This is a genomic window from Staphylococcus sp. SUC_1.2 (assembly GCF_026222585.1).
In genome coordinates this window covers 76,048-98,420 of sequence record NZ_JANJPM010000005.1, presented here as the reverse complement: position 1 = coordinate 98,420, position 22,373 = coordinate 76,048, and the positions used below count along the sequence as shown (strand labels likewise).

Sequence of the window (22,373 nt, the reverse complement as noted above, 5' to 3'; positions counted from 1 at the left end):
TCAAGCAACAAATAATGACGGTGTAGACACTGCGAAATCAAATGGTTTAGATTCAATTAACAATATCCAACCAACGGTTGTTAAGAAAGATGAAGCAAAAGCGGCGATTGATAAAGCCGCGGAAGCTAAGAAAGCAGAAATCGATCAAACACCAAATGCGACAGATGAAGAGAAGGCAGCAGCAAAAGCTAAAGTTGATGAAGCAGTAACAACAGCTAAGAATGCGATAGACCAAACAACAAATAACGTAGGAGTGGACGCAGCAAAAGAGAGTGGAGTCGAATCAATCAATCAAGTGCAACCAGCGGTTGTTAAAAAAGATCAAGCAAAAGCAGAAATAGACAACGTTGCACAAGCTAAGAAAGCAGAAATCGATCGAAACTCAAATGCGACAGAAGAAGAAAAAGTAGCAGCAAAATCAAAAGTAGATGAAGCCGCAACAACAATAAAACAAGCGATAGATAAAGCGGTTAACAACTCTGAAGTCGATAATGCGATTGATGTAGGTAAAACGGCCATCAATAATATTGAAGCTGATAATTCAGCAAAATCAAAAGCAATTAAGCACTTACAGGAATTAGTCAAACAACAGATGACAAAAATAGATTCTAATCATTTGGCAACTGAAGAAGAAAAAGCCAAAGCAAAACAAATGATTAAACTACTTTTTGAAAAAGCTAAAATTGAAATAGAAAAAGCTAAGACATCTTATGAAGTGACTAAAATAGATGCAGAATATAGCAAATTAATTACTAAAACTTTACCTGAAAATAAAGCTAAATTAAATGCAAAGAAAAAAATTGAAAAAATAGCTAGACAATTGAAAAATAAATTAAATAATATGAATGGCGTTTCAAAAGAGGAAAAAGATAGAATTAAAGTCATCATTGAACAAATAGTTAAAAAATCATTCAAAGATATTGATCTTGCTTCAAGAAATAATACAATAAATAAGATAGTAAATGATGTTAAAATTCAATTTGCAAATATTAAAATTAACAAGCAAAATAATAAAAAATCACTTATCAATAATGAAAATGCATCTGTGATAATAACTACTGAGCAACATAAAACTAATAAAGCTTATCATAAAGTTAGAAATGAAAAAGGAAGATATCAATTACCAAACACTGGTATAAATAATGATACATCAAGTCCATTAATTTCATTCACATTTGTAAGTGGTTTATTCTTAATTTTAAGATCAATGAGAAGAAGAGCGTCGAAGTAAAAAATCACATTTATATTTATTGGATTGCAAGATGAATAGTAAACTCCCTAAGATTATTCTACATATTACTAGAATAATCTTAGGGAGTTCTTTTTATTAAAATTTACCTGCTTCGTAACCTGCTACATGTCCTGTAACAAGTGCACTTGTAATATTATAGCCACCTGTATAACCGTGAATATCTAATACTTCTCCACATAAAAATAATCCAGGTTGTAATTTTGACATCATCGTTTTTGGCCAAATTTCTTTTAAACTTACACCACCACCAGTTACAAAGGCTTTATCAATTGGTAAAGTGCCGTTCACTTTAAAGGTAAAGGCTTTAAAACAGTCAACTAATTGTTTTAGTTGTTGGTTTGATAGGTGATGATATGTAGTATTTTCATCGATTTGAGCTTGATTCAGCATAAATAACAAATAGCGTTCTTCTATAAGTCCTCTTAAACTATTTTTTATATATTTATCAGGTTCTTCATTTAAAATAGATGTTATTTTTTTCTCTAGAACATGATTTTTGTATTCTGGAAAAACATCTAATTGCATATTAATTTCTTTTGTCTTTTGGTTTTTTTGTTCTTTATAAACAAATTGACTACATCTTAACGCTGCAGGACCACTTATACCAAAATGAGTGAATATCATATCCATTTTATGACTTATTCTTTTTTTACCATTTTTCTTAAGTACAGATAATTCTACGTCTTTTAGGCTTAAACCTTTAAGTTCTTTGGATTTAATAAAGTGCTCTGCTGAAGTGATAGGGACTTCAGTAGGGAAGAGTTCAGTGATACTATGTCCTAATTTTTTAGCAAACTTATAGCCGTCACCCGTTGAACCTGTTTGAGGCACACTAGTTCCACCAGTTGCAATAATGACACTTTTACTTGAAAAAATACCTTTATCGGTTGTAACTTCAAAAGTTCCGTTATCTTCTACATTAATCTCATTGACGATAGTTTCCTCTTTTATGTCAACTTTGTTTTGTTTTATGGTATTTACAAGTGTATCAACTACATCTTGAGATTTATTTGAGACAGGGAACATACGGCCATGGTCTTCTTCTTTTAATTTGACGCCTCTAGATTCAAAGAAGTCGATTATCGATTCATTATCAAATACTGAAAAGGGACTATATAAAAATTTTCCATTACCAGGGATATTTTTTATAATTTCTGCGTAAGGTAAACGATTTGTAACATTGCATCTACCACCACCTGAAATTTTAAGTTTTCTACCCAGACCCTTTTTCTTCTCTAATAAGAGTACATTTTGACTTTGTTCTGATGCAGCAACCGCTGCCATAAGCCCACTAGGTCCACCACCTATAATAATCGTTTGATACATAGAGTAACCTCCATTTGTTAATCATAGTTCTCTTATTATAAATTAAAATACGTTTGAATTCTCAATAAATTTAGTTATAATTTAAGATTGGTTCATCATTAATTAATTATATATCTTGATTTATTATGCGTTTAAACTTAAATTTAGTAAAACTATTAAAGTAATTAGTAAACAATTAGTATTTTGTGATATATTTTATAGTAATGCAAGCCCTTAAAAATTACAGTTTTTAAATTAAATAATTTGATTATTAAAAAGGCAGGAAGATTAAATATGAGTGAAAATAAGGAAATGGTAAGAGGTACCTTTCTCATTACATTAAGTATTCTTATTACTAAAATTTTAGGTGTACTTTTTGTAATTCCTTTTTATGCCATTATGGGTGCAAATGCGGAAGAAAAGTTAGCACCATTTAACTATGCTTATGTTCCATATAATATTGCAATTGCAGTAGCAACCGCAGGCATACCGTTAGCGGCTTCAAAATTTGTAGCTAAATATAATGCCTTAGGTGCGTATAAAGTTGGACAAAAATTGTATAAATCGAGTTTTATAGTGATGTCCATTTCTGGAATAATTGGATTTTTAATATTATTCTTCTTAGCACCAGACATTGCTGCTTTAACGTTAGGACGTAAAGAAGGCAAAGGCGGTTGGACAATAGATGATATCACATGGATTATCCGAGTTATTAGTATGGTAGTTATGTTCATACCATTACTTGCTACTTGGCGTGGAGTATTTCAAGGTTATGAATCTATGGGTCCTACAGCAGTTTCAGAAGTAACAGAACAAATTGCTAGAATAGTTTTTATTCTTATAGGTAGTTTTTTAGTATTAAATGTTTTTCATGGTTCTTATCTACAAGCAAATGGTATAGCAACATTTGCAGCTGCTATAGGTGCAATTGCTGGTTTGTTAACGCTTTGGTATTACTGGCGTAAACGTAAACCACATATACAGAAAATGGTAGCTTCTGATCATACCGGTTTGGACGTGCCATACACAAAAATGTATAAGGAAATTATTTCATATAGTGTTCCATTTGTTATTGTAAGTTTGAATTTCCCTTTATTTAATTTAGTGGATCAATTTACACATAATAATGCACTAGATGCAGCAGGATTTCATGCGAATAAAGACTATTTCTTTACAATTTTAAACTTTACAACAAATAAAATTGTCATGATACCAACATCTTTAGCAGCTGGATTTGCTGTTAGTTTAATACCATTTATTACCAAAACTTTTGCAGAGGGTCGCTTAAATGAAATGCATCGCCAAATTAAAACTTCAATTGGTGTATTAATGTATATAACAGTTCCGGCTAGTCTAGGTATAATGGCATTGTCTTCACCATTATATACAGTATTTTACCAGTACAATCCAGATGGTAATAAAATATTATTTTATTATGCGCCTGTTGCAATATTAATTTCTTTATTGAGTGTTACTGCCTCAATGTTACAAGGAATAAACAAACAAAAATTAACAGTTTTTGTAATTTTAGGCTCAGTATTTGTTAAATTAATCTTAAATATTCCTTTAATTATGATATTCCATACATCAGGAGCTGTTTTAAGTACTGCAATCGCATTAATGGTTGCCAATGTTGCAAACTTAATGATTTTAAAAGTTTATGCCAAGTTCCACTTTACAGATACATTGGTTCAAGTTGCTAAAATTTTCATTTATAGTTTAATCATGATGATAAGTGTTGAAGTAGTATACTTCTTACTAAGCTTATTTATTTCTGTAGATCGAAAATCTGGTGCATTTATAATACTAATTATAGGTGTTATAGTTGGTGGACTGATTTATGGAACAATAACAATTAAGAACAGATTAGCTGATGAGTTTTTAGGGGATTTACCTGGTAAGATTCGTCGTAAAGTTGGATTCCTAAGATGAGACTAGATAAATTTTTAGCAAATATGGGTGTTGGAACGCGTACTGAAGTTAAACATCTTTTAAAAAAAGGAAAGGTCACAGTTAACACCTCAGTTGAGAAGTCACCTAAATCTCACATTAATCCTACAGAAGATATAGTTCATGTAAATGGCAAGCAAGTTGAGTTCGTTAACAATGTTTATATTATGCTTAATAAGCCAAAAGGTTATATTTCAGCTACACACGATGAATCAAATCGTACTGTAATTGATTTAATTCCGGAATACCAACATCTAAATATCTTTCCTGTTGGAAGGCTAGATAAGGATACTGAAGGTTTACTACTTATTACTAATGATGGTCAATTTAGTCATGATTTAATGAGTCCCTCTAAACATGTTTCTAAGACATATGAAGTGACATCGAAAAAACCCGTTACTAAAGTTGATATTGACGCATTTAAGAAAGGCATCATCCTTTCTGACGGTCCAGTCAAACCAGCACAATTAACTAGAATAAATGAAACTATATCACATGTTACTATCTATGAAGGTAAATATCATCAAGTTAAAAGGATGTTTCACGCCATTGAAAATGAGGTATTAGAATTAAAACGTCTTAAAATCGCTAATTTGGCGTTAGATGAAAATCTCAAATCTGGAGAGTATAAGTTACTTTCAGATAAAGAATTAAAACTTTTACAGCATTAACAAAGGAGAAGGTGTTTAATATGGCTAAAACTACAGGTTTATTTAGAATAATTGCTGGTGTTGGCGCTGCAGCTGTAGCAGTAGTATTATCTCGAAAAGAAAGCAGAGATAAATTAAAAGAACAATATAATAAATATAAAGAAGATCCAGAGGGTTACAAAGAAAATGCAAGAGGCTTAGCAAGTCAATTAAGTTCTAAAGCTAATGAAACAATTCAAGAAGTTAGAAATAATCCTCAAGACTATGCTAATCGTTTAAAAAATGATCCAAAATCATTTTTAGAAGAAGAAAAATCAAAATTTACTAATTTAGATGCTAATAAAGAAGATTCATTAGAAGAAGGTAAATTTGATGATGAAGGTGGCGCAACTGTTAATAACAATTTAAGAGTTGTCACTGAAGAAGACTTAAAGAAAAATAATAATGCATTAGAAGATAAAGACTAATCTTGATTTTATCTAAGATGTTTTTGAACCTGAACATTGAAAAATGTATCAGGTTCTTTTTTATTTAATAAGAAGATACGTTAGAAAATAAGTAACTATAATTATTACTAAACATGCTAACGTACAATCTTGTTAAATATAACTACATAAAAGGGTGTCAAATGTATAAACTCAATATAGTTAATAATATTTTTTATAAAATCTATAAATATTCTGACATCTTACTGTAATTTATCGCCATAGTTATGTAGAATAATATGTATATCTATTGAAAAGGAAGTTGATCTCGAATGTGGAAAGAAAAAGTTCAAGAATATGAAGGTCAAATTATCGATGATTTGAAAGGTCTGCTTTCAATTGAGAGTGTCAGAGATGATTCAAAAGCATCTGATGAAACTCCAGTTGGTCCTGGACCACGACAAGCACTCGATTATATGTACGAAATTGCACAAAGAGATGGTTTTTCTACCCATGATGTAGATCACATTGCAGGCAGAATTGAAGCGGGCAAGGGTGACGATGTATTAGGCGTTTTATGCCACGTTGATGTTGTACCCGCCGGAGATGGTTGGGATTCAGACCCATTTAACCCAGTTGTAACTGATGATGCAATTATTGCTAGAGGTACGTTAGATGATAAAGGCCCTACAATAGCTGCTTATTATGCAGTTAAAATTTTAAATGACATGAAAGTTGATTGGAAGAAACGTATTCATATCATTATAGGTACGGATGAAGAATCCGATTGGAAATGTACTGAAAGATATTTCCAAACTGAAGAAATGCCTACATTAGGATTTGCACCGGATGCAGAATTTCCAGCTATTCATGGTGAAAAAGGTATAACAACTTTCGATTTAGTCCAAAATAGCACTTCTGAAGACCAAGATGAACCAGATTATGAATTAATATCGTTTGAATCTGGACAACGTTATAATATGGTGCCAGATCATGCACAAGCTAGAGTATTTGTAAAAGAAAATATGACAGACGTTGTACAACATTTTGAACACTACTTAGACCAACATAAATTACAAGGTGAGAGTGTTGTTGATAGTGGTGAGTTAGTTTTAACGCTAGAAGGTAAAGCTGTTCATGGTATGGACCCTTCATTAGGAGTTAATGCTGGTTTATATTTATTAGATTTCATATCAACATTAAATTTAAATCAAACGGCAAGAGAGTTTGTAGACTTTAGTAATCGTTATCTTCATGAATCACACTTTGGTGAGAAAATGGGTATGAAATTCCATACAGACGTCATGGGTGATGTAACAACAAATGTTGGTATAATTTCTTACGATAACAAACAAGGTGGACGTTTTGGCATAAACTTACGCTATCCTCAAAAATTTGAGTTTGAAGAAGCAATACAACGATTTACAAAAGAAATTAAAGCATATGGATTTGACCTTGAATTAGGAAAAGTTCAACAACCTCATTTTGTAGACAAAAATGATCCATTTGTACAAAAATTAGTTAAAGCTTATAGAAATCAAACTGGTGATATGTCTGAACCATATACAATAGGTGGGGGAACATATGCTAGAAATCTTGATAAAGGTGTAGCGTTTGGGGCTATGTTTGAAGATTCAGAGGATTTAATGCATCAAAAGAATGAGTATATTACTAAAAAACAATTGTTCAACGCGACAAGTATCTATTTAGAAGCAATTTATTCACTATGTGTGGAGGGATGATCTATGACAAAAGTTTTTATTAACGGCGAATTTATCGACCAAAATGAAGCTAAAGTATCTTATGAAGACCGTGGTTATGTATTTGGTGATGGAATTTATGAATACATTAGAGCATATGATGGGAAATTATTTACAGTAACAGAACACTTTGAACGATTTATTAGAAGTGCAAGTGAAATTCAATTAGATTTAGGCTATACTGTCGAAGAATTAATAGATGTAGTTAGAGAATTATTAAAGGTAAATAATATTCAAAATGGTGGTATCTATATTCAAGCTACGCGTGGTGTAGCACCAAGAAATCACTCGTTCCCAACTCCAGAAGTAAAACCAGTTATTATGGCATTTGCTAAAAGTTATGACCGTCCATATGATGATTTAGAAAATGGTATTAATGCAGCTACTGTTGAAGATATTAGATGGTTACGTTGTGATATTAAAAGTTTAAACCTTCTAGGAAATGTACTTGCAAAGGAATATGCGGTTAAATACAATGCTGGTGAAGCAATTCAACATAGAGGGGAAACTGTTACAGAAGGCGCTTCTAGTAATGTATATGCGATTAAAGATGGTGCTATTTATACGCATCCCGTTAATAATTACATTTTAAATGGTATTACTCGTAAGGTTATTAAATGGATTTCTGAAGATGAAGATATTCCTTTTAAAGAAGAAACATTCACTGTTGAATTCTTAAAAAATGCTGATGAAGTCATTGTTTCTAGTACATCTGCTGAAGTGACACCAGTTGTTAAGATTGATGGTGAACAAGTTGGTGACGGTAAGGTAGGTCCTGTGACTCGTCAATTACAAGAAGGCTTTAATAAATATATTGAATCTAGAAGTAGTTAATTCATTAAAATAATTAATTGAAGAGCGTACTAATTCTTAAAAGATAGAATTTTAGTACGTTCTTTTTTATTTTTCAGTGTGAATAAATTAAATGAATTAAATTAAAAATACTCAGTTTAAAGATATGAAAATGTGTTATAATGAAACCTAAAGATTGAATCGAATTTTAGCAAGTATCGACTAGTAAAATGTATCTTTTTGTTTCTCATTTTCAGTTGAAAAAGAAGGCTAAAAATTATAAAATCAACATTGAGTGATAAAAGAGACGTATTTATTTAAATAAGTGTTAGGGGACAATAACATATTATTTAAAATTATGACTTATATGTAAAAACATAACTATTTTGAAATAAATAATCTATTTTCCAACAAATGATTATAATAAATTAGAATATATGGCTCTTGAAAACTATATTTCTCGAGCCATTTTCTAATTGAAAGTGAGGTGAACGAGTTGGAGCAGTTTTATCAATTAGGGTGGACACTTGATTCTGCAGGTGGCGCTTCAGGTGAAGCATACATGGCTGAACAAGATGGACAAAAGCTATTTTTAAAGCGTAATTCTAATCCATTTATAGCAGCGCTTTCAGCTGAGGGGATTGTACCTAAATTAGTTTGGACTAAACGTATTGAAACAGGTGAAGTAGTTACAGCACAACATTGGAAAAATGGCCGAGAATTAGAACCTGATGAAATGTATCAATCACGAGTTGCTGCATTATTAAAAAAGATTCATGGTTCAAAACCTTTACTCAATATGCTTAAACGAATGGAAATGGAACCAATCACACCTAATATTATGTTAAAAAAGATTAATGCTTCATTATCAAGAGAAGTATTAACACATCATATTATTCGTAAATCATTAACATATTTAGAAGAACACATACCTAACCTAGATTCTCGCTTTTTTACTGTTGTACACGGAGATGTGAATCATAATAATTGGTTATTATCTGATAGGGATGAGTTGTTCTTAGTAGATTGGGAAGGTGCAATGATTGCTGATCCTGCAATTGATATTGGAATGCTGCTTTATAACTACGTTCCCGAAAAAAACTGGTCAGACTGGTTTAAAACATACGGTGTAGAAGAGAACATTGAATTAAATAAGCGTATGAAATGGTATACGGTAATTCAATCAATCGGAATGGTTCAGTGGTATGAAGAACAGAAAAGATTTAAAGATATGAATAATTGGTTGAAATTCTTAAATGAGGTTATGAATAGTAATTTATTTATCTAAGGGAGATTTCGTGTATGAGAGTTCGCTATAAACCATGGGCGGAAGATTATTTAAAAGAACATCCTAATTTAGTTGATATGGATGGGGCGCATGCTGGAAAAATGTCAGAGTGGTTTGATAAAGAGCAACCGATTTATATAGAAATTGGATCTGGTATGGGGCAATTTATAACAACACTAGCTTCTAAATTCCCAGAAATAAATTTTGTTTCTATGGAACGTGAGAAAAGTGTAATGTATAAAGTGTTGGATAAAGTGAAGGAACTAAACCTGACAAATTTAAAAATGATATGTAATGACGCTATAGAATTAAATGAGTATTTTAATGATGGTGAAGTCTCTCGAATCTATTTAAATTTCTCAGATCCTTGGCCAAAGAAAAGGCATGCTAAACGTCGATTGACATATCATACTTTTTTAGCTTTATATCAACAAATTTTAAAAGAAGATGGAGAAATTCATTTTAAAACGGATAATAGAGGTTTGTTCGCTTTCAGTTTAGAAAGTATGTCGCAATATGGGATGTACTTTACGAAGTTAAATCTAAATCTACATGATGAAGATGATGAAGATAATATTTTGACAGAATATGAAAAGAAATTTTCTGAAAAAGGTTCTAGAATTTATCGTATGGAAGCAAAATTTCATAAATCTATTTAACATTAGTTAGTAAAGTTTCAATAGTAAGTATTATTGAAATAATGTATTACAAATATTAAATTAGTGATAGAAAAGTGAAGTTAACACCAATAAAATTTACTCAGTTCTAATCACCCTACAGGAGTGGTACAATGATTCATTATGAATGATGTGCCACTCCTGTTTATTTATTTTTAAAGTGGATATTGTATTGTAAGTTAGTTTGATATGTGAACACTTGATAGATAAAAAGACAAATGGAGGGTGTTTAATATGAAATTAGGCGCATTTAACATCAATTATTTAAATGGTGGTATAACACAAATGGATGGTGGGGCCATATTTGGAGTAGTTCCTAAACCATTATGGACTAAACGATATGCTGTTAATGAGAAAAACCAAGTTCCAAATTTAACTTATCCAATTTTAATTCAAACAGGGGATAAAAATATTTTAATTGATGCTGGAATTGGTAATCATAAATTAACTGATAAACAACTTAAAAATTATGGTGTCACGTATGAAAGTCAAATACATGATGAACTAGAAAAATTAAATTTAAATGTTGAAGATATAGATATGGTACTTATGTCCCACATGCATTTTGATCATGCAACTGGTCTAACAGATGTTGACGGCAACTCAATTTTTTCGAATGCTACTCATTTTGTGCAACAAGACGAGTGGCATGAATTTACAAGTCCTAACATCCGTAGTAAGGCAACTTATTGGGAAATCAATAGAGGTACTTATGAAAATAAATTAATACTTTTTGATAAAGAGGTTGAAGTCTATCCAGGCATTCATATGAAACATGTTGGTGGTCATAGTTATGGACAATCAATTATTACGATTGAAAGTGAAGGAGAGAGAGCTGTCCATATGTCTGATATATTGCCTACGAATGCACATATTAATCCGTTATGGGTTATGGCATATGACGATTATCCAATGCAATCCATTCGAGAAAAAGAAAGATTAATTCCATATTACATTTATCAAGATTATTGGTTCTTGTATTATCATGATAATGTATTCTTCGCGGCTCAATATGAACGTGATGGCAAAACAATTAAGCAGTCAATTAAGCGTTAATGATTGACTAGTGAAATGTTGGTTTTAGGATTGCTTTAATAATAGAAATTACATGTAAAAAAATGGTAAGAGGAGTGGGCATATTTTATTTCCCACTTCTCTTGCCTTTTACTTTATTATAATTCTACAATATTAATGATTTCTCCCGATTTAGCATCCGCATAAAATATATATTCAACTTGCTGATTATTCTTAATTTGAGTTATGCCACCTTGAAAGATTAATCTGTTTGGATATAAATTGTCATCTACATACGGCTCATGAAGAATAAATGAGCCTTTAACATTCATAAAGTAAGATTTGGCTTCTTTCAGAACATTACTAGGATTTTGGATTTTATTCTTTTCTCTAAGAAAATAAATAAATGTAATAGTAGCAATACTTGTAAGTAAAGCAACTGAAATTGAGATGTATTTGTAAGTTTGACGTGTCATAATCTTTACCTCTCTATTAATAGTTCTTATCATTAGTGTACCATATTCAAAATGATATAATACATTTAAGGAGTGTGTTAGTTAAGATGGACAAGAAAAAAACTTTAGAGCGAATTAAATCATTAACTGAATTACATGGTGCGCCTGGTTTTGAAGAAGACGTACGAAATTATATGAAAAAAGAAATGGCACCATATGTTGATGAATTTATTGTAAATCATATGGGTGGTTTCTATGGAGTCAAAAAATCTAAGAAAGCTAACGCCAAGAGGGTAATGATAGCTGCACATATGGATGAGATTGGATTTATGATTACAAATATTACAACAAATGGTATGTTACAGTTCACCAATCTTGGAGGAGTAGCAAATGATATATGGCAGGGTCAACGCCTTCAAGTTAAAAACAGAAAGGGAGATATAATTGTAGGGATTGTTTCTAATATACCTAAACACTTTAGAACTGGAAATGAAGCGGTACCTGAAATCAAAGATTTATTGTTAGATATAGGTGCAAGTTCTGATGAAGAAGTAAGGGAATTAGGTATTGAAATAGGAGATACAATAGTTCCAAATACTGAATTGACGCAGTTATCTGAATATCGATATAGTGCTAAAGCATGGGATAATCGATATGGTTGTGTCATTGCAATTGAAATACTAGAATTGTTGAGTGATGTAGAATTGGATGTCGATTTATATGTTGGTGCTAACGTCCAAGAAGAAGTAGGATTACGTGGTGCTAAGCCAGCTGCTGAATTAATTCAGCCTGATGTTGCTTTGGTTGTAGATTGTTCACCTGCGAATGATATTAAAGGTGTAAATCAATTATCAGGTGAATTAGGTGGTGGAACATTAATCCGTATTAAAGACGGTACTATGATTCTACAACCAGAATTTAGAGATTATCTAATTAAGTTAGCTGAAGACAATCATATAAATTATCAATACTACATATCTCCAGGCGGTACAGATGGTGGAGAAATACACAAAGCTAATATTGGTATTCCAACTGCAGTAATTGGTGTTTGTGCTAGATATATTCACAGTACGAATGCAGTTTTTGATATTAGAGATTACTATTCTGCTAGACAATTACTTGAACAAGTTATATTAAATTTAAATATAGAACAAATTAACAAATTACAATTCCAAGATTAAGGAGTAGATTAAAATGATAAAATTAGAATCTGAATCTCAATTTAATTCACTTAAGAAAGAAAACACAGTATTTGAATTTACAGCAGGATGGTGCCCTGACTGTCGTATCATCGAACCTGATTTACCACGTTTAGAAGAGAAGTATAATCATTTTAATTTTGTTTCAGTTGATAGAGATGAATTTATAGATTTAGCTATTGAAAATGATATTATGGGTATCCCAAGCTTTTTAGTGTATAAAAATGATGAATTAGTAGGTAGTTATATTGGAAAAGAACGAAAATCTATTGAACAAATTGATGAATTCTTGAGTAAATATGTTTAATTAAAAAGTAATTTGAAAAATAGTAGAATTTAAACTCTAACTTATTTTTTTGTAATTGACTACAAATTTATTGTAAAATAGCATAAGGTGCGAATATAGGAGTGTTAAACATGAATGTTTTTCAAATAAGAGATAAATTAAAACAACGTTTAGCGCATCTAAATGTTGATTTTAAATTTGATCGTGAAGAGGAAACATTACGTATATATAGACAAGACAATTATAAAGGTGTAACAATCAAATTAAACGCAATTGTCGCTAAATATGAAGTCCAAAAAGAGAAAATTATAGATGAAATTGTTTATTATGTCGAAGAAGCAATCGCTCAAATGGATGATGAAAGCATTGAAAAAATGACTAACATCCAGATTATGCCTGTCATACGTGCTACAAGCTTTGATAAAAAAACAAAAGAAGGTCATCGTTTTATCATTGAAAAGCATACAGCTGAAACCAATATTTATTACGCACTTGATTTAGGTAAATCTTACCGACTAATTGATGAAAGTATGTTGGAGTCACTTGGTTTAACTGAACAACAAGTTAAAGAAATGTCATTATTCAACATACGTAAACTCAAAAATGAATATAAAACAGATGAAGTTAAAGGAAACATTTTCTATTTTGTAAATTCAAATGATGGGTACGATGCTAGTCGTATCTTGAATACGAAATTTTTAGATGATATCTATCAACAGTGTGAAGGTGAAATGTTAGTAGCTGTTCCACATCAAGATGTCTTAGTTATTGCTGATATACGTAATAAAACTGGTTATGATGTAATGGCTCATTTGACAATGGAATTCTTCACTAAGGGATTAGTTCCAATTACATCATTATCATTTGGTTATGAAAAAGGACATTTTGAACCTATATTCATTTTGGGTAAAAATAATAAACAAAAGCGAGATCCAAATGTTATTCAACGATTAGAAGCAAATCGAAAAAGATTTAATAATAAGAAATAATTGATATAGAGGAGATTTTAAATGAATTTATTTTACAATAAAGATGGAGTAGGGGATGTAGCTTTTCTACAAATAGAACCTACTGATGGACCGTTTGAATATAAAAAACAAGGCGATATTGTTGAAATTAGTAAGGAAGGAACAATAGTCGGTTTTAATATATTTGAATTTTCAAGATATAACAAAATAAGTGGAAACGGACATATTAAATTAACTTCTGAACTAGTGGATGCTGTTCAGAAAGCCATAAATAAATCAGGATTAGACTATCAATTAAATGCAGATTTATCTCCTAAGTTTGTAGTTGGATATGTTGAAACTAAAGAAAAACATCCAGATGCTGATAAATTAAGTGTTTTAAAAGTAAATGTTGGTAATGAGCATTTACAAATCGTATGTGGTGCACCAAATGTTGAGGCAGGCCAAAAGGTGGTTGTCGCAAAAGTAGGAACAGTAATGCCAAGTGGTATGGTTATTAAAGATGCTGAATTACGTGGTGTAGCTTCTAGTGGAATGATTTGTTCTATGAAAGAATTAAATTTACCAAACGCACCTCAAGAAAAAGGTATAATGGTATTAAGTAATGACTATGAAATTGGTCAAGCATTTTTCGATTAATATAGGAAGGAAGTGAATTTATGAGTTGGTTTGATGATTTATTTAGTAATAAAGAGAATTCTGATGAAGAATTGCTCAGACGCAAAAGTAAACGTCGTAATGGCGATCTAACTCAAAATAAAGATGATTCATTACTTCCTGAAAACAACGATATATATGATCGTCCAAGAGGTAAGTTTCGTTTCCCTATCGATGTGGGTCAAGACGAGAATTATGAAGAAGCAATTTATCGTGACAGTAATGATGATATTGGTAGTTATAGACCACATTCTAGTAATGACCATAGTTCATATGATTCATTTGATTACGAAGGTCATACAAATCAATCTAATAATTATGCTAAGTATGATAGTTCAGAAGATTCAAGAAGACGACGTAGAAGAAATCATATAAATCAAGATGATACTGGTATACCTTCTATTAAATCAAGAAGCCCTAAGTCATCAAATAAATATATTGATACACGTGAGTCACAACGCTTTAATAAACATCAAAACAATTACTCTAGTACCAATGTTTCAAATTATTCAAAAGCTAATTCAAATCACCAATCTAGAGTTAAGTTACAATCAGAGAGATTTAAATCAAACTATCATTTAAGTTCTGAACCTACATATCACCGTTCAAGTTTTAAAACATCGGAAGTACCATCTGCTATTTTTGGAACTAAAAAGCGTAGACCAATCGAAAACGGTGTAATACCACCTGTTAAAGATGATGAAGATTCAAAAGAGTCTATAACAAAATATAGTTCAAGCACAGTTGAACATGTTCCCCATGAAAGTAATCATGCTATAGCTGACAATTCAAATAAGGAAGATACTAAACGTTCCTCACAATTAGATTCATCAATTACCATTGAAAATGAATCAACTATAGAATCAAGTTCTAATACCTCTAATAATAATGAGCGTACTCCAAATTATTCAAAACGTGATAACACGGTGAATATTGAAAATATTTATGCTTCTCAGATTGTAGAGGAAATTAGAAAAGAAAGAGAGCGTAAAGTTCAACAAAAGCGTAAATTTAAAGAAGCCTTACAAAATAAACGACAACAAACTGATGAAGAAGATAGTATACAAAGAGCAATCGACGAAATGTATGCTAAGCAAGCAGAACAATATACTGGTGAAAGTTCACTTAATCAAGGTGACAATGTAAGCAACAAATCGAATGAAAGTGAAATCGATAAAAGCAAGCATAGTTATCATAGTAAGGACAAATCATTAGCTGATGAGCATAATAGGCTAGTTCAAAATCAAACTGATGAACAAACTAATAGTGATAATGTTGATAATCAAACAGAAGTTTCAAATGAATCTCTTGAACCCTACAATTATGAAGAAATTGATTTAAATCAAGTTTCAAGCGTCCAACAAGTTAGACAGGATGATGTACAAGTTAAAGATGTATTAGAAGAACAATCGTCAAAAATTAACAATAATAAAGTGGAAAGTTATTCAAATGAAAAATTTGATGACTACTTAGAGGACACCAATAGTCATGAAGAAATGCTTCATGATGATGATTTACATGAGCAAGTCATGGATGATGATGAAAATGAAGGTATTAGTAATAAAACAACTGATGAAAACAATGATGAAAAAATAGACGATGCTAATTATAGAGAGATTAATGAATCAGAATCACTTATGCAAGATAAAGCGAATGATTTAAAATTTAATGATGAAGTGAATAACTCTGAAAATCAACAAAATTCATCTGAAAATAATATCAATAATGCTGTTCGAAATGCTGTTTCTTCTGATATAGAATACGCAACTAATGAAGATGAAGAAAATGATGAAAGATTGGCACAAGATACGAATAAAGAAGATCAAAAGTTATCACAATCAGAAGATATACAACATGAATCTTTAAATAACGAAGATGTATCATTAACGTCTAATAAAACAGATGATTCAGAACATCTTGAAAAAGATAGTTTAAATGAAGATAAAAAAGCTGAACCATCATTTAATAAAACTAATAAAGCACCACAAAAAATGTCAATCAAGCCTGGTAGTAAACCATTTAATGTAGTAATGACACCTTCTGATAAGAAACGTGTAATGGATGCTAAAAAAAATTCAGTTTCAAGAAACAAAGTTAATGTGCCTGAATTAAAACCAGAAACAAAAAAAGAAGCACAAGATGAGAAAATGAATGCAGAATTCGACAATCATTTAAATGAGTCACAATTAAATTCTGACGAATCATCTGATTTTAATGTGGCATCACTTGAATACAATGAAAGTTCCGAACATTCGGTTGAAAAAGACAATATTATTAATGACGAAAACACAAGAGAAAATGAACATCAAGATGTTGATAATAGTCAAAACAATGATATGCCTAAAGGAAATCAATTTAGTAAAGTTCAAAATTCAAATAATCAAAATGATAATAAACATGATATTAATGAGTTTGTTTCTAAAGAGGGTTATTCCGAAGTTACTTCAACAAAGAATCATAAAGATGGAGATGACGCTAATCATAAGGCTCCTATAAGAAGAGGACCTAATATTAAGCTACCAAGCCTTGATCTATTAGAAGATCATGAAGAACATGAAATAGATGAATCATGGATTGAAGAAAAAAAACAAGAATTAAATGACGCTTTTTATTATTTTAATGTACCTGCTGAAGTTCAAAATGTTACAGAAGGACCAAGTGTAACTCGTTTTGAATTGGCGGTAGAAAAGGGTGTCAAAGTTTCAAGAATTACAGCTTTACAAGATGATATTAAAATGGCTCTAGCTGCTAAGGATATTCGAATTGAAGCACCAATTCCTGGAACAAGTTTAGTTGGTATTGAAGTACCGAATTTAAATCCTACGAAAGTCAATTTAAAATCTATTTTAGAGAGTCCAAAATTTAAAAATGCCGAGTCTAAATTAACAGTAGCAATGGGTAATCGAATCAATAATGAACCATTATTGATGGACATAGCTAAAACACCTCACGCATTAATTGCAGGGGCGACTGGTTCAGGTAAATCTGTGTGTATCAATAGTATTTTAATGTCATTACTTTACAAAAATCATCCTGAAGAATTAAGATTATTACTTATTGACCCTAAAATGGTAGAACTTGCACCATATAACGATTTACCACATTTAGTTTCACCAGTTATTACTGATGTAAAGGCAGCTACACAAAGTTTAAAATGGGCAGTAGATGAAATGGAAAAACGTTACAAATTATTTGCGCAATTCCACGTAAGAAATATTACTGCTTTCAATAAAAAAGCACCATATGAGCAAAGAATGCCAAAAATTGTTATTGTAATTGATGAGTTAGCTGATTTAATGATGATGGCACCTCAAGAAGTAGAACAATCAATTGCTCGAATAGCTCAAAAGGCTCGTGCATGCGGAATACACATGTTAGTTGCAACACAACGACCTTCTGTCAATGTCATTACTGGTTTAATAAAAGCTAACATACCTACACGTATTGCATTTATGGTATCTTCAAGCGTTGACTCAAGAACGATTTTAGATAGTGGCGGTGCAGAACGCTTGTTAGGATATGGGGATATGCTTTATTTAGGTAGCGGAATGAATAAACCAATTCGTGTCCAAGGTACTTTTGTTTCGGATGATGAGATTGATGATGTAGTTGATTTCATTAAAGATCAAAGAGAACCTGACTATTTATTCGAAGAAAAGGAATTACTTAAAAAGAATCAAACACAAGCTCAAGATGAATTATTTGATGATGTGTGTGAATTTATGGTTAAAGAAGGACATATATCTACTTCATTAATTCAAAGACATTTCCAAATTGGTTATAACCGTGCAGCTCGAATTGTAGATCAACTTGAACAATTAGATTATATTTCAGGTGCAAACGGTTCTAAACCTAGAGATGTATTTATAACTGAAGCAGACTTAAAGAAAGAATAATTTAAAGGAGTTTTATGTATATGACGCATTATCATTTTGTTGGTATTAAAGGCGCTGGAATGAGTTCATTAGCACAGATCATGCATGATCTTGGTCATGAGGTGCAAGGGTCTGATATTGAAAAATATGTATTTACCGAAGTAGCATTGAAAAATAAAGGAATTAAAATACTACCATTTAATGCAGATAATATTAAAGAAGGGATGGTAGTAATACAAGGTAATGCGTTTCCAGATACTCATGAAGAAATTGTTAAAGCGCATGATTTAAAATTAGATGTTATTCGCTATCATGACTTCTTAGGTCATGTAATTGATCAATATACATCAGTTGCAGTTACAGGTGCTCACGGAAAAACGTCAACAACTGGTTTATTATCACATGTTATGAATGGTGATAAAAAAACGTCATTCTTGATTGGTGATGGAACTGGTATGGGATTACCTGCGAGCGATTATTTTGCATTTGAAGCATGTGAATATCGTCGACATTTCCTAAGTTATCATCCAGATTATGCAATTATGACAAATATTGACTTCGATCATCCTGATTACTTCAAAGATATTGATGATGTAGCAAGTGCTTTCCAAAGCATGGCGCACAATGTCAAAAAAGCAATTATTGCTTGGGGTGATGATGATCATCTAAGACAACTTAAAGCTGATGTTCCAATTTATTACTATGGATTAAATAAAAATGATGATATTTACGCAGATAACATTCAAATCACGGATAAAGGCACTCAATTTGATGTTTATGTTAATGGTGAATATTATGATCAATTTTTATCACCTCAGTACGGTGATCATAATATCCAAAATGCATTAGCTGTTATCGCAATTAGTTACCTAGAAAAGATGGACGTTAACAACATTAAAGAGGCATTAGAAACATTTGGTGGTGTAAAACGTCGCTTTAATGAAACAAATGTTGCTAATCAAGTATTAGTAGACGATTATGCTCACCATCCAAGAGAAATTAGTGCTACAATTGAAACAGCACGTAAAAAATATCCAAATAAAGATATTGTGGCAGTTTTCCAACCACATACTTTCTCAAGAACACAAGCCTTCTTAGATGAATTTGCAACATCATTAAGTAAAGCGGACCATGTTTATTTATGTGAAATATTTGGTTCCATTCGTGAAAATACTGGCGATTTAACGATTCAAGATTTGATAAATCGTATTGACGGATCTGCGCTTATCGAAGAAAATAATATTGACGTATTAGATCAATTTGATAATGCAGTCATCTTATTCATGGGTGCTGGTGACATTCAAAAGTTACAACGTGCATATGAAGAACATGTCGGCATGACAAATGAATTTTAATATGTTTATATATAATTATGTTGGGTATTTATAATTAATAGCTTTTATTTAAAAGTAAATGGTAATTAGGAGGCGTTTTTAATGGATTGGATTTTACCAATTGCTGGAATTATCGCTGCGATTGCATTTTTAGTATTATGTATTGGAATCGTTGTTGTTTTAATTTCAGTTAAAAAGAATTTAGATCACGTTGCTAAAACACTTGATGGTGTTGAAGGCCAAGTTCAAGGTATTACTCGTGAAACAACTGATTTACTTCACAAAGCTAATCGCTTAACTGAAGATATTCAAGGAAAAGTTGAACGTTTAAACTCTGTTGTCGATGGTGTTAAAGGCATCGGTGATTCAGTACAAAACTTAAATGGTTCAGTTGATCGTGTAACTAACTCAATTACACATAATATTTCTCAAAATGAAGATAAAATTTCTCAAGTAGTTCAATGGTCAAATGTTGCAATGGAAATTGCTGACAAATGGCAAAATAGACACTACCGTAGAGGAAGTGCAAACTACAGAAACACATCTGTAGGTAATGATGCAAATCATTCTAACGAAAATTACACTACTAACGTTGAGAAAAACTTTTAATATGATTCAATCAAATGCACTTAAATGAGGTTTTTACTTATTTAAGTGCTTTTCTTATAGGAGGAGTTAATATGAGCAAGAAATATAATCGCGACGCATTTGAAACTACAAATTCTGGTAATGATTTACATGGAAAAGGTGCTAATCAACAAGACAACACATCACAATCAAATGCGACAAAGCATTATGACAGAGATTCATTTGCAACATCTAATACAGGTAGTGATTTGCATGGACAAGGTGCTAATCAACAAGATAGTGCAGCACAATCAAATGCGACAAAACATTACAACAGAGATGAATTTGAAAAAAATAATTTTGGTCATGATTTACATGATAATGGACCAAACCAAAAAAATGGTAAATCTAGACAAGGTTTAAATACAGAACATTATAATAGAGACGAGTTTGTGACTAACAACACTGGTAAAGATTTACACGGTCAAGGTGAAAATCAAAATTCTAATAATTATGATGTTTCAAATTCTCAATATAGTCACAACAAGTTCAGTTCTCATCCTTCACGTAAGGACTTTGTAATTAGTTTTATTACAGGTGCTTTAATCGGTTCAGCTGTAGGTTTATTTTATAAAAATAAAGCTGAAGAAAAAATTGATGGTGCGAAGACTAAAGAAAAAGAATTGAGAAATCGTTACCAAAATATTAAGCAACAAACTGAAAGTAACATCGAAAATGTTAAGCAAAAAATTGATGACTTTAAAAACAGAGACAATTCAGAAGTTAGCAATGATGAACTTGTAGCTCAACAAAATGCAATCAAAGCTGAAACGTCGAATAATTTAGCAGATCAATCACCACAAGCGCAAGAAATACAAGAAGCTAAAAAAGATTCAAAATCGAAAGAAATTAGTGCTACAGAATTAGCTGCACAACAAAATGCAATCAAAGCTGAAACGTCAGATGATTTATCAGACCAATCACCACAAGCACAAGAAATACAAGAAGCTAAAGCTGATGAAATTCAGAATTTAAGAAATAATGAAGATAATAGTGCTGAAGAAATTGTAGCTCAACAAAACGCAATTAAAGCTGAAACGTCAGATGATTTATCAGACAAGTCACCACAAGCGATAGAAATACAAGAAGCTAAAGCTGAAACAGAGAAAGAAGAAGAAAATGAACCTAAAGAGGTTAAGGTTAGTGCAACTGAATTAACAGCACAACAAAATGCAGTAAAAGTTGAATCATCAAATAATAATTTATCAGATTCTTCAATTAAGGATAATGCAAGCCATAATAAACATGTTACTGCGAAAAATCTAGCATCAGCTGCTAAAACAAAAAAAAGTAAATTAGATAATGACTTAAACGTAGCCAATAAAACAAAAACTTTATTAGAAGAGCCTTCTGTTGCTAAATCAATTGGTAATAAAACTGTACCTAATTTAGTAACAAAAAATAATAATACTTTTAACAATGATGAAGATCAAGTTAAAAATAATCAAGCTCACGCTACTTCTAAATTTGAAAATGGTGTTATCACACACGATACAAAATCAAACAATGAAAAATCAACAGGGAATAGTAAGCAATCACAAAACGAACCAAAAGCTAAAAATAAAACACCTAAACAACAACAAAGAGCTGAAAAAGCTAAAAGTAAAATAGATAAACGTACTTTTAATGATTAATGATACTTTAACTTATTGATTAAGTTAATATTCATTCATTATATGGAGTGGATTCAGAAATCTATATATATTAGATTTTTGATTCGCTCCATTTTTTATATCGAAAACGATTAATTAAACATTTCACAATAATAATTAGATAATTCATAAATTTTAGAAAATTTTTGGACTTCTAAGGTTGAACTATTATTTTTAAATTGTTAGAATATTATCTAACTAATATTA

General features: G+C 31.1%; 19 protein-coding genes. 17 read left to right on the top strand and 2 right to left on the bottom strand.

Annotated elements, in window-relative coordinates:
* Positions 1–1,231 (top strand): DUF1542 domain-containing protein (locus NR218_RS03150; protein ID WP_265883243.1); only part of this gene is annotated, 1,231 nt, incomplete at its 5' end.
* A 96-nt stretch (positions 1,232–1,327) separates the two neighbouring features.
* Here NR218_RS03150 and NR218_RS03145 read toward each other — a convergent pair.
* Positions 1,328–2,578, bottom strand: a complete 1,251-nt coding sequence (locus NR218_RS03145; RefSeq protein ID WP_011275468.1) for an NAD(P)/FAD-dependent oxidoreductase — start codon at positions 2,576–2,578, stop codon at positions 1,328–1,330.
* A gap of 273 nt (positions 2,579–2,851) precedes the next feature.
* On the opposite strand from NR218_RS03145, the gene NR218_RS03140 reads away from it, so the two are divergent.
* The 8 genes from NR218_RS03140 (at position 2,852) to NR218_RS03105 (ending at position 11,155) form a co-directional block, all read left to right on the top strand.
* A complete protein-coding gene (locus tag NR218_RS03140; protein WP_016931417.1) occupies positions 2,852–4,489 on the top strand; it encodes a putative polysaccharide biosynthesis protein in 1,638 nt (545 codons plus the stop codon).
* Entirely contained in the window at positions 4,486–5,178 is a 693-nt protein-coding gene (locus NR218_RS03135) for a pseudouridine synthase (RefSeq protein ID WP_011275470.1), read from the top strand. Before NR218_RS03140 ends, NR218_RS03135 begins: the two co-directional genes overlap by 4 nt.
* A 20-nt stretch (positions 5,179–5,198) precedes the next feature.
* Entirely contained in the window at positions 5,199–5,624 is a 426-nt protein-coding gene (locus NR218_RS03130) for a YtxH domain-containing protein (RefSeq protein WP_011275471.1), read from the top strand.
* A gap of 290 nt (positions 5,625–5,914) precedes the next feature.
* Complete coding sequence (gene pepV, locus NR218_RS03125) at positions 5,915–7,324, top strand: dipeptidase PepV (RefSeq protein WP_011275472.1); 1,410 nt, start codon at positions 5,915–5,917, stop codon at positions 7,322–7,324.
* Between the two features lie 3 nt (positions 7,325–7,327).
* On the top strand, positions 7,328–8,176 hold the full coding sequence (gene dat, locus NR218_RS03120; protein WP_011275473.1) for a D-amino-acid transaminase: 849 nt from the start codon (positions 7,328–7,330) through the stop codon (positions 8,174–8,176).
* Positions 8,177–8,630: 454 nt separating this feature from the next.
* Positions 8,631–9,422: a phosphotransferase family protein gene (locus NR218_RS03115; RefSeq protein ID WP_016930811.1), complete on the top strand. Its 792-nt coding sequence runs from the start codon at positions 8,631–8,633 to the stop codon at positions 9,420–9,422.
* A 14-nt stretch (positions 9,423–9,436) separates the two neighbouring features.
* The gene (gene trmB, locus NR218_RS03110; RefSeq protein WP_016930812.1) at positions 9,437–10,081 is read left to right on the top strand and encodes a tRNA (guanosine(46)-N7)-methyltransferase TrmB; all 645 of its coding nucleotides are present in this window, start codon (positions 9,437–9,439) and stop codon (positions 10,079–10,081) included.
* A 252-nt stretch (positions 10,082–10,333) separates the two neighbouring features.
* Positions 10,334–11,155 carry a YtnP family quorum-quenching lactonase gene (locus NR218_RS03105; protein ID WP_011275476.1) on the top strand — a complete coding sequence of 274 codons (822 nt, stop codon included), beginning with the start codon at positions 10,334–10,336 and terminating at the stop codon, positions 11,153–11,155.
* Positions 11,156–11,271: 116 nt separating this feature from the next.
* Here NR218_RS03105 and NR218_RS03100 read toward each other — a convergent pair whose 3' ends face one another.
* The gene (locus NR218_RS03100) at positions 11,272–11,592 is read right to left on the bottom strand and encodes a hypothetical protein (protein ID WP_029376628.1); all 321 of its coding nucleotides are present in this window, start codon (positions 11,590–11,592) and stop codon (positions 11,272–11,274) included.
* 83 nt (positions 11,593–11,675) lie between these two features.
* Here NR218_RS03100 and NR218_RS03095 point away from each other — a divergent pair, with 83 nt between their 5' ends.
* The 8 genes from NR218_RS03095 to NR218_RS03060 all read left to right on the top strand — a co-directional run bounded on the left by NR218_RS03095 (position 11,676) and on the right by NR218_RS03060 (position 22,148).
* The gene (locus tag NR218_RS03095) at positions 11,676–12,749 is read left to right on the top strand and encodes a M42 family metallopeptidase (RefSeq protein ID WP_029376629.1); all 1,074 of its coding nucleotides are present in this window, start codon (positions 11,676–11,678) and stop codon (positions 12,747–12,749) included.
* 13 nt (positions 12,750–12,762) lie between these two features.
* Positions 12,763–13,074 (top strand): thioredoxin family protein, encoded by a 312-nt coding sequence (locus NR218_RS03090; RefSeq protein ID WP_011275479.1) that lies wholly within the window; start codon positions 12,763–12,765, stop codon positions 13,072–13,074.
* 110 nt (positions 13,075–13,184) lie between these two features.
* Positions 13,185–14,042 (top strand): DUF1444 domain-containing protein, encoded by an 858-nt coding sequence (locus NR218_RS03085; RefSeq protein ID WP_033080129.1) that lies wholly within the window; start codon positions 13,185–13,187, stop codon positions 14,040–14,042.
* Between the two features lie 21 nt (positions 14,043–14,063).
* Positions 14,064–14,660, top strand: a complete 597-nt coding sequence (gene ytpR / locus NR218_RS03080; protein WP_033080128.1) for a YtpR family tRNA-binding protein — start codon at positions 14,064–14,066, stop codon at positions 14,658–14,660.
* A gap of 20 nt (positions 14,661–14,680) precedes the next feature.
* Complete coding sequence (locus NR218_RS03075) at positions 14,681–18,574, top strand: DNA translocase FtsK (RefSeq protein ID WP_016930817.1); 3,894 nt, start codon at positions 14,681–14,683, stop codon at positions 18,572–18,574.
* A 20-nt stretch (positions 18,575–18,594) separates the two neighbouring features.
* Positions 18,595–19,908 carry a UDP-N-acetylmuramate--L-alanine ligase gene (murC, locus tag NR218_RS03070; protein WP_011275483.1) on the top strand — a complete coding sequence of 438 codons (1,314 nt, stop codon included), beginning with the start codon at positions 18,595–18,597 and terminating at the stop codon, positions 19,906–19,908.
* 81 nt (positions 19,909–19,989) lie between these two features.
* Entirely contained in the window at positions 19,990–20,496 is a 507-nt protein-coding gene (locus tag NR218_RS03065) for a DUF948 domain-containing protein (RefSeq protein ID WP_011275484.1), read from the top strand.
* A gap of 71 nt (positions 20,497–20,567) precedes the next feature.
* Positions 20,568–22,148, top strand: a complete 1,581-nt coding sequence (locus tag NR218_RS03060; protein WP_237450727.1) for a smooth muscle caldesmon — start codon at positions 20,568–20,570, stop codon at positions 22,146–22,148.
* Positions 22,149–22,373 lie beyond the last annotated feature (225 nt).